Source organism: Microbulbifer elongatus (assembly GCF_021165935.1).
GTDB classification, from domain to species: Bacteria; Pseudomonadota; Gammaproteobacteria; order Pseudomonadales; family Cellvibrionaceae; genus Microbulbifer; species Microbulbifer elongatus.
The window spans coordinates 1762737-1777413 of the sequence record NZ_CP088953.1 but is presented as its reverse complement, the minus strand read 5'-3'; the positions used below and the strand labels follow the sequence as shown (position 1 = coordinate 1777413).

Below are 14677 nucleotides of genomic sequence, written 5' to 3'. Positions count from 1 at the left end.
CTATATATATCAACCACTTACATTTAAAAAACGCCTTGGCACGGCAATTGCGATAAGGCCGCTGCATCCACAAATTCCGCTTTGCATCCGGACGCGAGAACGCGCGCATCAAAGTGGCAGAAGCACAGTTTCGAAGCACTTGGGAACAACATGATCAGAGATACCTCCGGGCAGGACGTCCAACTCACTCCACAGAGCCCGTGGAAGAACCCGCGACTGTTGAAGCGCGCCGGACTCGGTATTGGCGCGGCCGCTTTTGTGGTTTGGGGGTTGATGAGCTGGCAGAGCACGAATGCGGTGGACGCGAGTGTGTCGCTGTCGCGGATCAATATCGCGGCGGTGGAGCGCGGGGATCTGGTGCGGGATCTGGTGGTTCAGGGGAAGGTGGTTGCGGCCAATAGCCCTACCCTGTTCAGCCCGGCGCAGGGGATTGTGAAATTTGCGGTGAAGGCCGGTGATGCGGTTGAAAAGGGGCAGCTGCTGGCAGAAGTCGACAGTCCGCAGTTGCAGAACCAGCTGGCCCAGGAAAGCGCCCTGTATAACAAGCTGAGTGTGGAACTGGCACGGCAGAAGATCCAGGCGAAGCGTCAGCGCCTGGAGAACACTCAGAAGGCGGATCTCGCCAAGGTGGACCTGACCGCAGCACAGCGGGAGCTGAAGCGTGCGGAAATTTCCATGGAGAAACAGATCATCTCGCAGCTGGACTTCGAGAAGGCCAGCGACGATCTGGCCCGGGCGGAGTTGGAGTACAAGCAGGCGGTGCAGAATTCCCAGCTGGAAAACGAAGCCCTTGCCTTCGAGACCCAGACCCTGCAACTGCAGGTAGATCAGCAGCAACTTCAGGTAGAGGAACTGCAGCGCAAGGTCAACGAATTGCAGATCGTATCTCCTGTCGACGGCACCATCGGCAGCCTGGCGGCCACTCAGCGCTCCGCTGTCGCCGCCAATGCGCCATTGCTCACCGTGGTGGACCTCACCAGCTTCGAGCTGGAAGCCGCGGTCCCGGAAAACTACGCCGACGATCTGGGCCTCGCCATGGATGTAGAAATCAATATGGGTGGTAAAAAGCTGCCCGGCGAAATCACAGCGATCGCCCCGGAAGTTATCAACAACCAGGTCACCGCCCGCGTGCGCTTCACCAACGGCCAACCGGAAAACCTTCGCCAGAACCTGCGCCTGACCGCCCGGGTTCTGCTGGAAAACCGCCCGGACGTCATGCTGGTAAAACGCGGTGCTTTTCTTGATCAAACCGGTGGCCGCTTCGCGTGGAAACTGAACGATCAGCAGCAGGCAGTAAAAGTACCCATCACCATTGGCGCTTTAGGGCTGAATCAGGTCGAGATTGTTTCCGGCCTGGAGGAAGGGGACCAGATCATTACTTCCTCTGCGGAGGAGCTGGATAAGGCGCAGCTGGTTGCGCTGAAAGACTGATCAAACAAACTGAACTCTGATGCGAAGGCGCTGATACCGATTGTTGTGTGCGAGACCTTCTGCGAGAGGGACCTCGCAGAAGAGCCCCCATGGATGGGTTCACGGCGTGTCTCGCACACAACAATCGGTAGCAGAGCCGCCCCAAAATTTGAAAGAACTCACGAACACAAGGCTACCAAGACAAGGAAATCCACCATGCTCAAAATGCACAATATCCGTAAAAGCTATCGCACCGATACCATTGAAACTCACGCACTGCGTGACTTCAGCCTCGAAGTCAATGAAGGGGAATTTGTCTCCGTTACCGGCCCCAGCGGTTCCGGCAAAACCACCTTCCTCAATATCGCCGGCCTGCTCGAAACCCCGACCGGCGGCCAGTACCTGCTCGACGGACAGGAAGTCGGCAACCTGTCCGACCGCGACCGCTCGCGACTGCGCAATGAAAAAATCGGCTTTATTTTTCAGGGCTTCAACCTGATCCCGGATCTCAACCTATTCGACAACATCGACGTGCCCCTGCGCTATCGTGGCTTCAACGCCAAAGAACGCCGTCGTCGTATCGAAAAATCCCTCGAACAGGTCGGCCTCTCCGCCCGCGCCAAACATCTGCCCGCACAACTATCCGGCGGTCAGCAACAGCGCGTCGCCATCGCCCGCGCCCTCGCTGGCGAACCCCGTTTCCTACTTGCAGACGAACCCACCGGCAACCTCGACTCCCTGATGGCACGCCAGGTCATGGAACTACTGGAATTCATCAACGAATGGGGTACCACCATCGTCATGGTCACCCACGACCCTGATCTCGCCCGCCGTGCGCAGCGTAATATCCAGATCGTTGATGGACAGGTTTCCGATCTTCGCCAGAACATTGCGCAGCCCGAAACCGCCACCGCATAAGCTGAATTCGCATCGCTGAATAAGAGAAAAGGACACCGAAATGATCGGCTACTACATCAGCCTCGCCATACGCAGCTTGCGGGGAACACCTATCCTGAGCGCGCTTATGATCGCCGCCATCGCCGTTGGCGTGGGTGCATCCATGACCGTACTGACATTGAACTATATGATGTCGCAGAACGCCCTGGAGCATAAAGACAAGGTCCTCTATGCCGTACAGCTGGATAGCTGGGATCCAAACCAGGCTGCGGATACCGCCAATGAAATTCCCTGGCAGCTCACCTACCCCGACGCCGTTGCCCTACTGCGCTCGGATATTCCCACCCGTCAGGTGGCCATGCACCGCTTTGGATTTACCGTCAATCTCGACGAATCCGACATGCGCCCGTTTACCGCCAATACCCGCGTAACCACCCGGGATTTCTTTTCCCTGTTCGACGTACCATTTGAATACGGCGGCACCTGGAACAAGGAGGCGGATAGCGCTGCCGTGCAATCTGTGGTGCTCAGTAAAGAAACCAATGAAAAACTGTTTGGCGGTGAAAACAGTATCGGCAAGGTTGTAAAGCTGAACGGCGAACCCTTCACCGTCGTCGGTGTGCTCAAGCACTGGAACCCATCACCCAAAATTTACGACCTGAACAACAACCCCTTCGCAGACGCCGAAGAGCTGTATATCCCCTTCGGCTTGCACCGCAAGTATGAAATCTACAGCTGGGGCAACACCAATGGCTGGACAAGCAGCGCACCGGAGGGCGCCGAAGGCTACGAGCGATTCCTGCTCGGAGAACATGTGTGGATTCAATTTTGGGTAGAACTGGACAACGCTGAGCAGAAGGAAGCGTACGAGCAGTTCCTCACCGGCTATATCCGCCAGCAGAAAGAACAGGGCCGCTTTGAACGTCCACTGAAGTTCGCCCTGTCGCACCCGTCTGAATGGCTGGTTCTAAATGAAGTACTGGATAACGACAACCGGGTACTGGGCTGGGCATCGCTGGCCTTCCTGTTAGTGTGCGTGGTCAATGCTGTTGCCCTACTGCTGGCAAAATTTTTGCGCAAAGCACCGGAGGCCGGCGTGCGCCGGGCGCTGGGCGCAAGTCGTAACGCCATATTCACCCAGCACCTGATCGAAAGCAGCTGTATCGGTGTGCTTGGCGGATTGCTGGGTATCGTCCTCGCGCTAGCCGGTTTGACCGGTATTCGCGCACTGGCGATGGGCCAGGTAGACCAGATCGCCACCATGAACTGGGAAATGATGCTGGCCGCTGTCGGCCTCGCCATCTTCGCGAGCATTCTCGCCGGCCTTTACCCGGCCTGGCGCATCAGCCGCACCAACCCATCCGTTTACCTGAAGACCCAGTAACCCAGAGAAAAGGAAAAGAACATGTTCGAGCTAAAACCCATGTTGTCCGCCCTCTGGCGCAACAAGGTATCCGCATTGCTGATCGCCCTGCAGCTTGCACTCACTCTTGCCATTGTGAGTAATGCCAGCGCGATCGTAAAAGATCGTATGGAACAGGTGGCGCGCCCCACCGGCATGGATGTGGAAAACATTATTGCCGTAGCCTATATGCCCATCCCCACGGAATACGATATGGCAGGAGCCGTCGTAGCTGACCTCGATCTACTGCGCAGTACACCAGGTGTTGTGGACGCCTCGGTAACCAACCAGATTCCACTGTCCGGATCCGGTTCTGCGGGCACCTATTTCACTGAGCCCAATCAGGAGATCGGTGGCGAAAACGCCAACTACTATCAGGTGGACTCACACTTTATTAACACCCTTGGTCTCAATCTGATCGAAGGTCGCAGTTTTGTTCCTGCCGATGAACACGTTATCGGACCAAATGACCAGTATCACAGCAAAATGGCCGTGGTCAGCAAGCAGTTTGCCGAAAAGCTGTATCCTGGCGAATCGGCTATCGGAAAGTTTTTTTATAGCGGAGCCAATGATAACCCGGTAGAAATCATCGGCGTGGTAGAGCAGCACCTGGGTGCCTGGCCGGGCTGGTCCCGCGCCGGCAACGTGGTTTTCTTCCCCTTGCTGGTCACTGGCAACCACAAGCGCTACCTGATCCGAACCGAACCAGGGCAACGGGACGAGGTGTTCAAAAAAGTGGAGGATTTACTCAACAACCGTGACCCCCAGCGTGTCGTGCAGGTAGAAACCCTGAGTGAAAATGTGCAGCGTACCTACATCAGCGACAACATAATGATCAAAGTGCTCTCTCTGGTCATGGCCCTGCTTACCTTCATTGTCGCTCTCGGTATCATCGGTTTGACCATTTTCTGGATCAACCAGCGCACCAAACAAATCGGTATCCGCCGTGCATTGGGTGCCACCCGCGCCAATATCAGCCGCTATTTTCTGGTCGAGAACGCCCTGATTGCCGGTACCGGCCTGGGGCTGGGCACCGCGGGCGCACTGATCATCAATCAACTGATGGTGAGCGAATTTTCACAACCTGCTCTTACATTACCGCTGCTTGCCGTGTGTGCGATAGTATTGTTGCTCGTGAGTGTTGCTGCCGCGTTGATGCCGGCCATGCGTGCTGCGAATATATCGCCGGCGATGGCGACACGCAGCGTTTAAGCGCTACGAAGTAAACACTTTGATGCGAAGGTTCTGCGCCCGATAGAGGGTTGCGGGACTGTCGAAAAGAGGGACCTTTTCGACAAGCCCCCATGGATGGGTTTACGGCGTGTCTCGCAACCCTCTATCGGGTGCAGGACCGCCACAACTCTTTAACATTGCCACCGCAACAGGATGCGCGAGTTGGACAAAGTACTTATCATCGACGACAACGCCGGCATCATCTCGGCCCTATCCCTGTTGTTGTCCCTGCACGAGATCCAGACCCTCTCCGCCATTACCCCACAGGCGGGCCTGCAACTGTTGCGGGAAAACCCGGATGTTGGCCTCGTCATCCAGGACATGAACTTCACTGCGGACACCACATCCGGTGAAGAAGGCCGCGCACTGTTTTTTGCCTTACGTGAAATACAGCCCGATATTCCCGTCATTCTGCTCACTGCCTGGACCCAGCTGGAAATGGCGGTGGAGCTGGTCAAGGCCGGTGCCGCCGACTATGTCGGTAAGCCCTGGGACGACAACAAACTGATCGCCACCATTAAAAACCTGCTGGAGCTGCATGACCTGCAACAGCAGCAACGGCAGTCCCAGAGCCGTGCGCAGCAGGCGCGGGAACAGCTCCGGCAACAGTTCGACCTGCAGGAGATTGTCTACCGCAGCCAGAGCGTGCAGACGCTGCTGGAAATGGCCACCCAGGTGGCCCACTCCGATGTCCCGGTTCTGATAACCGGCCCGAATGGCGCCGGTAAGGAAAAAATTGCCGATATAGTCCAGGCCAACTCCAGTGTGAAGGATGGCCCCTACATCAAGGTCAATGTGGGCGCCCTGCCGGAAGAGCTGATGGAAGCGGAACTGTTTGGCGCCGAGGCCGGCGCCTACACCGGCTCCGGCAACAAGGTGCGCCAGGGTCGATTTGAGGCCGCTGACGGCGGCACCCTGTTCCTCGATGAGATCGGTGAGCTTTCCGCCAGTGGCCAGGTCAAACTGTTGCGGGTACTGCAGACCGGCGAATTCCAGCGCCTCGGCAGCAGCCAGACCCGCAAGGTGCGGGTGCGCGTAATCAGCGCCACCAACAGCAACCTGCAACAGATGATTGACGATGGCAGCTTCCGCCAGGACCTCTTTTACCGGCTGAATGTGATCGAGCTGAAACTGCCGCCGCTGAGTGAACGTCCGGAAGATATTCTGCCACTGGCCCGCGGCTTCCTCGCCAAGACAGGCAAGCAACTTGGCCCGCAGGCACAGCAATGCCTGATGCGCTACAGCTGGCCCGGTAACGTGCGCGAACTGCAGAATGTGATGCAGCGTGCTGCGGTACTGACTAAGGGCGACACCATCGACGAGGTGACCCTGGCATTGCCGGAAGACACCCGACTCAAGGTCCCGGAGCACAGCTTTGAACCCAGCCGCGAACTGCTGGAGCAGACCCTCGCCAACTGCAACGGTATTATCGCCCAGGCCGCCCGCGAACTGGGGCTGAGTCGACAGGCCCTGTATCGCAGGCTGGATAAATACGGAATTCCCTACTAATGCCAAGCGGCCCTAGCCCCAGAACCTCCATTGAAGGAAAACTGTTTGCTACCGTTTTACTCTCGGTGGCACTCGGTACCAGCATCCCATTTGGACTGTTACGGCTGGGTGCACACCCGATACTCGCATGGAGTGGAGGCCTGTTACTGGCTCTGATTCTGGCCTTCGCCCTCCTGCGTCCCATTACCCGCAACCTGAACCGCGCACTGCAAAGCCTGGAAGGCGGCCTGCTGAATTTTCGCGATGGGGATTTTTCCATATCACTGGCTCTCAACCGCGATGATCAACTGGGACAGCTGGCGGAACTGTACAACGAAGTGGGAGAAATTCTGCGGCGGGAAAGAGCCCATATTCACCAGCGCGAACTGCTGCTGGACACGGTGATTCAGAGCTCGCCACTGGCACTACTACTGATCGACCAGAGCGAACACATCATCTATGCCAATACCAGTGCACGGCACATGCTGCACGATGGCAAACCCTTGCAGGGGCATTTGCTGGGACAAATTCTGCCGCTGTGCCCACCGGAACTGGCACAGGCCATTGAACAGAAACAGGATGGTCTCACCAGTTATCTCGATGGCGAACGCAGCCACACCCTGCATATCAGCAACAGCACCTTCGTACTGAATTCACAAAAGCATCGCCTGATTTTATTGCGGGAAATGACCCGGGAACTGACCCGAGCGGAAGTTCAGGTGTGGAAAAAAGTGATCCGTCTGATCAGCCACGAGCTGAATAACTCACTCGCCCCTATTTCTTCCATGGCACACAGTGGAAAATTACTGTCGGAAAAAATCGATTCCCAGCAACTGGCCGGGGTATTTGATGTCATCGCAGAGCGCTGCCGCCATCTGACGGAATTTACTCAAGGCTACGCGCGCTTCGCCAAGCTGCCACCACCGGTGTGTGAGGAGGTGCCCTGGTCCGGGCTGATCACAAGATTGCAGCCACTGCATCCATTTCAAATCCACGGGAGCTTACCCTCGCGCCCCGGCTATTTCGATCCAACGCAACTGGAACAGGCGTTGCTGAACCTGCTGAAGAATGCCGCCGAATCCGGTAGCGCGGTAGAAGACATTACTCTCCAGGTTGCAACGGATACGCACGGTCAGTTGCTGACGGTTAGAGACCGCGGTACCGGTATGAGCGATAAGGTACTGCAACAGGCGCTTTTGCCATTCTACTCGACCAAGCCTCAGGGCGTCGGCCTCGGTCTGGCCCTATGCCGGGAAATCATCGACGCGCACAACGGACAAATACAACTGCACAATCGCGCCGAGGGCGGTTTACAGGTGAGTCTCTGGCTGCCGTGGCAGGGACATCATCCGCAGGAATAATCTCACGGCGCAGCGGAACACAGGCGGCGTACAACAGGAACACAGTCTGTGCGTCCTCACCGCCGGCGTCCTATGCAACAACCAGCCAGTGCCTTACGCCGGCACCCGTTGATCACCGCGTAGTTTGTTCACGTCCGCACGGGGCGGCGCACCAAACATACGGCTATATTCACGGCTGAAATGTGACGGGCTTTCATAACCCACTCGGTAGCTGGCGGAGGCGGCCTCCAACCCCTCACTCAGCATCAGACGGCGTGCTTCGTGCAGTCGCAGTTTTTTTTGAAACTGCAATGGAGACATGCGCGTAACCTGTTTAAAGCTGTGAAACAGGGCCGACTCACTCATGTTGGCCCGCTCCGCCAGTTCGCTAATCCGCAGTGGTTCTGCAAAGCGATCCTGAAGCAGAGCAATAACCTGGGATATGCGGTTTGCCTGGCTGTCGGTGACGGCAAATTTGCGGATACGGGGCCCCATCTCCCCCCTCAGCACCCGGTAGAGAATCTCCTTGCGCACCAACGGCGCCAGTACCGGCATGTCCTCAGGGCTGTCGAGCAATTCGACGAGACGGCTCACTGCATTCAGTAACCCCATGTCCATGCGCGCCATACAAAGCCCACAATTCGTTTCCTGGCTGGAACAGTTTTCCACAACCGGCGACCGCGCCTGCCCGCCCTGTTCGAGAACCAGATCGGTCACTTCCTGAGGGTCCAGTACCAGTTTGATGGCCAGATACGGCTGCTGCGGTGAGGCGTTCACCACCTGGGCCTGTACCGGCAGGTGCACCGAGGACGCCAGGTAGCTCAACGGGCCGTACGAGATTTCCCGATCACCCAACTGCAAGACTTTCTCGCCCTGCACGATAAAACCGAGCGAAGGCTCGTACACACCCGAAACACAGCTGGCAGTGGCCATGTCGGAGCGGATCAGGCCGACCCCACACTCGGAGAACTCCCGCATACCTTCCTCTGGCGCCCATCGCAAAACAGTGCGCACAAGCTTTTTGCGGGCAGATTCCATTTCTCGTGAAATATCACTGCGCTTTGGATCCTGCGACATATCCCCTCCGGTTACCGGCTTAACAGTCGGCCAGTATACGGAGTTTTGGGCAAGCCAATTAGAACTTTGCAGAATTGGGCAAGTACCCGACAGGAATATGCAATCGACTAGCGCGGGGCAGCGCAACATAACGGTGCAGGTAGTTCGGAAGCTACAGACTGATGACAAATGGATGTACGCGCCCCCGCGGCAGATCTCCGCTCAACCACCCTCATTCTCAACGGAAGTAGAATCAGGCAAGCAGCGCACAGTAACCGGATACCGTCTTCCGGTTGTGCTCGGCTAAGGTACGCCCCCGATGGGTCGAGGTTTACTCGCCCGTAGCAGAGGAGCAAGTACCCAATGACAAAAAAATTTCTGATCGGTCTGGCAACCCTGATACTCGCAGGCTGCAATACCGGCGACACCGATGGCCAGAGACCGCCGCCCACACCCGTGGAGGTTGTGCAGGTGACCGGCGCGCCGGCAACCCTGTGGGGCGACTTTACCGGCCGGGTTGCGGCGCCCGAAACGGTAGCACTGCGCGCACGGGTGAGCGGCTACATCGACAAGGTGGCGTTTACCGAGGGCGAGCTGGTCAAGCGCGGGGACCTGTTATTCCAGATTGACCCGCGCCCCTACCGGACCCGCGAGCGCGCCGCGCAGGCCGCGCTGGCACGTGCGCAGAGCCAGCTGGCACTGAGTGAAAGCCGCGCGCAACGGGCCCGTCAGCTGCTGGCGAGCCACGCGATATCCCGCGAGGACCACGACCAACGACAGGCAGCGCAGGAGTCCGCCCGCGCTGCGGTAAACGCGGCCCAGGCAGCACTGGAGAGTGCACAGCTCGACCTGCAGTTTACCCAGGTCAGATCCCCTATCGATGGTCGCGTGGGGCGCGCCGAAATCACCCGAGGCAACCTGGCCAGCGCCGACCAGACGCTGCTCACGACGCTGGTTTCCGTCGACCCCATGTACGTCTATTTCGAGAGTGATCAGGTCAGCTTCGCCGGCAACCGCGGTTTCTTTACGCCCGAGCAGCGCCCGCAGGTCCACGTCGGACTTGCTGGCGAGGACGGATATCCACACCTCGGAAAGCTCGACTTCGTTGACAACCGCCTCAACAGCCACACCGGCACCATTCAGTTCCGTGCGGTCGTCGCCAACCCGGAAGGACATTTAAAGCCGGGGCAGTTCGCGCGCGTGCAGATGCCCACCGAACAACTGGATAACGCGCTGCTCCTCAATCGCAAGGCGGTACTCACCGATCAGGATCGGCGCTATGTGTACGTGGTAAACGCGCAAAATATTACCGAGCGCCGCGACGTGGAAACCGGCCCGCAACAGCGGGGAATGATACTGATCCGCGAGGGCCTCGAGCCCGGAGAACAGGTGGTGGTCAATGGCCTGCAAAAAATCTTGTTCCCCGGCATGCCGGTAGTACCACAGCCAGTACAAAAGCGTGTGGAGGCAACCACACCACAACTCGCCGGGCGCTGAACAGGCTCCGTTACGCCCACCCAGTTCCAATTCGGTTATTTCTTCAGTTTGAGTTTCTGGTGTGATGATCACCATCGCACACGGGGTAGCAGCGTATGAATTTTTCCCGTTTTTTTGTCGACAGACCTATCTTTGCCTCGGTGCTGTCGATCATCATTTTCGTGGTCGGGCTGATCAGTATTCCGGTGCTGCCGGTAAGTGAATATCCCGATGTAGTGCCACCGAGTGTCGCAGTAACAGCGCGCTACCCGGGCGCCAATCCCAAGACCATCTCCGAAACCGTCGCCACGCCACTGGAAGAAGCCATCAATGGCGTGGAGGACATGATCTACATGAAATCCGTTGCCGGCAGCGATGGCACTCTATCATTGACCGTCACTTTCAAATTGGGAACCGATCCCGATCAGGCTCAGGTGCAGGTACAAAACCGGGTTTCCCAGGCACTACCACGGCTGCCGGAGGATGTGCGCCGCCAGGGTGTCACCACACAGAAACAGTCCCCCAACCTGATGATGGCGGTACATCTGACGTCGCCGGGTGATCGTTTCGACGCGACCTATATCCGCAACTACGCGGTGCTGCATATCCGCGACGAACTTGCCCGTATTCCTGGGGTTGGTCAGGCGGGATTGTTTGGCGCCGGTGACTACGCCATGCGCCTGTGGGTGGACCCGCAGAAAGCCGCAGCCCTCGATATCACCGCCGCCGATATTGTGGATTCCGTGCGCGAACAGAATGTACAGGTGTCCGCCGGTCAGATCGGCGCCCAGCCGATGCCCGGGGAGAACGATTTTCTGATCTCCATCAACGCCAAGGGGCGACTGACGAGTGTGGAGGAGTTTGGTGATGTAGTAATCAAGACCGGCAACGACGGTGAAATCACCCGCCTGAGCGACGTCGCGCGAATTGAGTTGGCCGCTTCCGAAGATACCCTGCGCGCACTGCTGAACGGACGCCAGGCCGTCGCCCTGCCGATCTTCCAGGCACCCGGCTCCAACTCTCTGGAAGTATCGCAGGCGATTCGGGAAAAAATGGCCGAACTGGACGATCAGTTTCCCGAGGGACTGGAGTGGGAAATTGCCTATGACCCGACGGTGTTCGTCAGCACCTCCATCAAAGCGGTGATAAAAACCCTGCTGGAAGCCGTACTACTGGTGGTACTGGTAGTGATCCTGTTCCTGCAGACCTGGCGCGCATCCCTGATTCCCCTGTTGGCGGTTCCGGTCTCGATTATCGGTACCTTCGCGGTACTGCACCTGCTGGGTTTTTCCATCAATACGCTCACATTATTTGGCATGGTACTGGCGATTGGTATCGTGGTGGACGATGCGATCGTGGTAGTGGAAAACGTGGAGCGCAATATCGAGGAGGGGTTGAGCCCGCTGGCAGCCGCCCACCAGGCCATGCGGGAAGTGAGTGGCCCGATCGTCGCCATCAGCCTTGTGCTATGTGCGGTGTTCGTGCCTATGGCGTTCCTCGACGGTATCACCGGGCAGTTCTATCGCCAGTTCGCAATGACCATCGCGATCGCCACGGTAATTTCTGCGGTTAATTCGCTGACCCTGTCACCGGCACTATCGGCGACGCTACTGAAGCCCCACGGCGCCACACCGGATCTGCCAGCGCGAATCATTAATCGATTGTTCGGCTGGGTTTTCCGCCCGTTCAACCGTTTTTTCAATCGAAGTGCCAACCGCTATCAGGGGTTTGTCGGTCGCAGTCTGAATCGGCGCGGCCTCGTATTTGCCGTCTATAGCCTGCTTCTGGTCGGTACCGTGTTCATGTTCAACCAGGTTCCGGGCGGATTTATCCCCACCCAGGACAAGACTTACCTGGTGGGCAGTATCCGCCTGCCAGAGGGCGCCTCGCTGGATAGAACCGAAGCTGTCGCGCGCCGGGTGAGTGAACTGGCACTGGACACGGAGGGCGTATCTCACGCTGCGGCTTTTGTCGGCTTCAATGCCCTGCAACGCACCAACACCCCAAACGTGGGAACCGTGTTCGTGCTCTTCGACGATTTCAGCGAGCGCGATCGCAGCGCGGGTGAAATTGCCGCTGAGCTGAATGGCAAGCTGGCAAATATCAAAGAGGGATTCGCGATCAGCTTTATGCCGCCGCCGATTTTCGGCCTCGGCGCCGGCTCCGGCTACTCCCTGTATGTTCAGGACCGCTCCGGGGCCGACTATGGCGCCCTGCAGACTGCCACCAACGAACTCGCCGGTGCACTCAGCCAAACACCGGGACTCAGTTACCCCTTCAGTTCCTACCAGGCCAATGTCCCGCAACTGGATGCGGAAGTGGATCGCCTGCAGGCCAAAGCTCAGGGAGTGCGCCTGGATGATCTGTTCGGCACCCTGCAGCTGTATTTCGGCTCGCTGTATATCAACGATTTCAACCTGTTCGGCCGCACCTATCGGGTCATGGCCCAGGCGGACGCCCCTTTCCGCAATGAAGTTGCAGACATCGACCACCTCTACACCCGCAACAATCGTGGCGAGATGGTGCCGATCAACACCATGGTGCAGCTGAAGCAAAGTTACGGGCCCGATCCAGTGATCCGTTACAACGGCTATCCCGCCGCGGACCTGCTCGGCCAGTCCAACCCCGCGATGCTGTCCTCCAGCGAGGCGCTGGCAACCGTGGAGCGGGTGGCAGTGCAGGCATTGCCACCGGGTATGACCATTGAGTGGACAGATCTGAGTTTCGAGCAGGTCAACCGCAGCAATGCTTCCATGCTGGTGTTCCCACTGGCCCTGCTACTAGTGTTCCTGGTGCTGGCGGCGCTTTACGAGAGCTGGGTGCTACCGCTGGCCGTGATCCTGATCGTACCCATGTGCCTGCTGGCCGCACTTTTCGGCGTATGGCTGACGGATGGCGACAACAATGTGTTCGTACAGGTGGGTCTGGTGGTGCTGATGGGCCTGGCGTGTAAAAACGCCATTCTGATCGTCGAGTTTGCCCGCGAGCTGGAAATGGAAAAAGGACTGGATCCAATGCGCGCCGCGCTGGAGGCCTGCCGCCTGCGGCTGAGGCCAATCATCATGACCTCGGTCGCCTTTATTGCCGGCGTGGTACCACTGGTATTGGCGAGCGGAGCCGGCGCTGAAGTGCGCAACGCCATGGGTATCACGGTGTTTACCGGCATGATTGGTGTGACGCTATTCGGCCTGCTGCTGACGCCGGTGTTTTACGTGGCCCTGCGTTCGCTCACCGGGCATCGAAAAACCCAGAGCGAAGAGATGCCGCCGCGGGAAACAGCCCGGGAACTGGCGGCCGCGGTCGAGCTATCCGGGCAGTAACAACCAATCAGGCACCTGAGGAATAGCAGCGCAGACCCTCACTATAAATCCGACAACGGCCGTCTTCCGGACAAGGCGCGTCCATAGTCAGCGGCGCACTTCCCGCAGGGCACTGGGGCGCGATACCGGCAGTACACCAGGCACCGGTATCCAACTGGTAACACACCGAGTCGCCCATCAGGCAGGCATTGGCGGTGGGCACCTGTGTATCCCCGGCAAAACAGTTGCGCGGATACGCAGGTATCAGGTTGGCAGGCTGAGGCCGCTGGTAATAGGTAGCTGGGGTGCCGGTAAGGTCACACCAGAAGCCATCGAGGCGGGCGGTGTTTTCCAGGCCATCACCCACCCCGTTGCCGGGGGTACTGGCACATCCGGAAGCCAGAAGAATCAACGAAGCCAAAAACAGGCGCAGCTGCATATCACATCCTCTGTGGCTGACGCGAAGGTTGCGGCGGCACCCGCTTGATCGAACTTACTTCTCGTAAACGATACAGCGGCGTCCACCGGAAATTTCGTAGCACTGGGCGGTGGCCGGGCAAATCGAGCCCGGCGCCAGTTCTTCCGCATCCCCCGGGCAACCGTCGTAATTGGTTCTCTGTTCCGCGTGCGCCGGTGCGCGGGGGATGGGCGCACTGTTAGGGTAGACCACCTGATCGCGCACACTACTGGTACCACAGGCTGACAACAGCGTTGCCGCCGCCATCACCGATAACATCATCACTCGTTTGCGCATGGGGCCTCCTTAACCTTCATTTCACAACCCGGTAAATTACCGGTAACTCAGTACACCCGCATTACCGGAAAAAACCAGCAGGCAGAGCCGACACGGGTATGTTCCGTCTCGGTCGAGCACTGGCGACTGGCCGCTGGCGGTGCTGCGGCGTTTGGCAGATAATTCCCCACTTCGACAAAGTCCGCACTCTGACTCTGATCATCGGGGTTAAAGAAAAATGGATCGTAGCTATTTTCGTTTCCGTACGGCACGAACATACAACCCTGCATACACAGTGTGGCGCCCATCGCCACAGCTGTAATCCCTGTGCGCTTCATGACTC

12 protein-coding genes are annotated in these 14677 nt (G+C 58.0%); 8 read left to right on the top strand and 4 right to left on the bottom strand.

Annotation, left to right across the window (positions count from 1 at the left end):
* Positions 1-150 precede the first annotated feature (150 nt).
* The 6 genes from LRR79_RS07240 (at position 151) to LRR79_RS07215 (ending at position 7791) form a co-directional block, all read left to right on the top strand.
* Positions 151-1431 carry an efflux RND transporter periplasmic adaptor subunit gene (locus tag LRR79_RS07240; RefSeq protein WP_231759695.1) on the top strand — a complete coding sequence of 427 codons (1281 nt, stop codon included), beginning with the start codon at positions 151-153 and terminating at the stop codon, positions 1429-1431.
* Between the two features lie 195 nt (positions 1432-1626).
* A complete protein-coding gene (locus LRR79_RS07235; RefSeq protein WP_231759694.1) occupies positions 1627-2328 on the top strand; it encodes an ABC transporter ATP-binding protein in 702 nt (233 codons plus the stop codon).
* Between the two features lie 40 nt (positions 2329-2368).
* Positions 2369-3691: an ABC transporter permease gene (locus LRR79_RS07230; protein ID WP_231759693.1), complete on the top strand. Its 1323-nt coding sequence runs from the start codon at positions 2369-2371 to the stop codon at positions 3689-3691.
* A gap of 21 nt (positions 3692-3712) precedes the next feature.
* Positions 3713-4921 carry an ABC transporter permease gene (locus LRR79_RS07225; protein WP_231759692.1) on the top strand — a complete coding sequence of 403 codons (1209 nt, stop codon included), beginning with the start codon at positions 3713-3715 and terminating at the stop codon, positions 4919-4921.
* A gap of 183 nt (positions 4922-5104) precedes the next feature.
* Positions 5105-6451 carry a sigma-54-dependent transcriptional regulator gene (locus LRR79_RS07220; protein ID WP_231759691.1) on the top strand — a complete coding sequence of 449 codons (1347 nt, stop codon included), beginning with the start codon at positions 5105-5107 and terminating at the stop codon, positions 6449-6451.
* Positions 6451-7791 carry a sensor histidine kinase gene (locus tag LRR79_RS07215; protein ID WP_231759690.1) on the top strand — a complete coding sequence of 447 codons (1341 nt, stop codon included), beginning with the start codon at positions 6451-6453 and terminating at the stop codon, positions 7789-7791. The genes LRR79_RS07220 and LRR79_RS07215 overlap by 1 nt, the downstream gene beginning before the upstream one ends.
* A 93-nt stretch (positions 7792-7884) precedes the next feature.
* Here LRR79_RS07215 and LRR79_RS07210 read toward each other — a convergent pair whose 3' ends face one another.
* Positions 7885-8847, bottom strand: coding sequence for an AraC family transcriptional regulator (locus LRR79_RS07210; RefSeq protein WP_231759689.1), 963 nt, complete (start codon positions 8845-8847; stop codon positions 7885-7887).
* Positions 8848-9189: 342 nt separating this feature from the next.
* Between LRR79_RS07210 and LRR79_RS07205 the strand changes: the two genes are divergently transcribed.
* Both LRR79_RS07205 and LRR79_RS07200 read left to right on the top strand, forming a co-directional pair.
* Positions 9190-10323 carry an efflux RND transporter periplasmic adaptor subunit gene (locus LRR79_RS07205; RefSeq protein WP_231759688.1) on the top strand — a complete coding sequence of 378 codons (1134 nt, stop codon included), beginning with the start codon at positions 9190-9192 and terminating at the stop codon, positions 10321-10323.
* Between the two features lie 95 nt (positions 10324-10418).
* Entirely contained in the window at positions 10419-13622 is a 3204-nt protein-coding gene (locus LRR79_RS07200; RefSeq protein WP_231759687.1) for an efflux RND transporter permease subunit, read from the top strand.
* Positions 13623-13629: 7 nt separating this feature from the next.
* On the opposite strand, the gene LRR79_RS07195 is transcribed toward LRR79_RS07200, so the two are convergent.
* From LRR79_RS07195 to LRR79_RS07185, 3 genes are read right to left on the bottom strand one after another with little or no spacing between them, the layout of a single operon-like run.
* Positions 13630-14040, bottom strand: coding sequence for a hypothetical protein (locus tag LRR79_RS07195; protein WP_231759686.1), 411 nt, complete (start codon positions 14038-14040; stop codon positions 13630-13632).
* Between the two features lie 54 nt (positions 14041-14094).
* A complete protein-coding gene (locus tag LRR79_RS07190; protein ID WP_231759685.1) occupies positions 14095-14355 on the bottom strand; it encodes a hypothetical protein in 261 nt (86 codons plus the stop codon).
* A gap of 47 nt (positions 14356-14402) precedes the next feature.
* Positions 14403-14672, bottom strand: a complete 270-nt coding sequence (locus tag LRR79_RS07185) for a hypothetical protein (protein WP_231759684.1) — start codon at positions 14670-14672, stop codon at positions 14403-14405.
* Positions 14673-14677 lie beyond the last annotated feature (5 nt).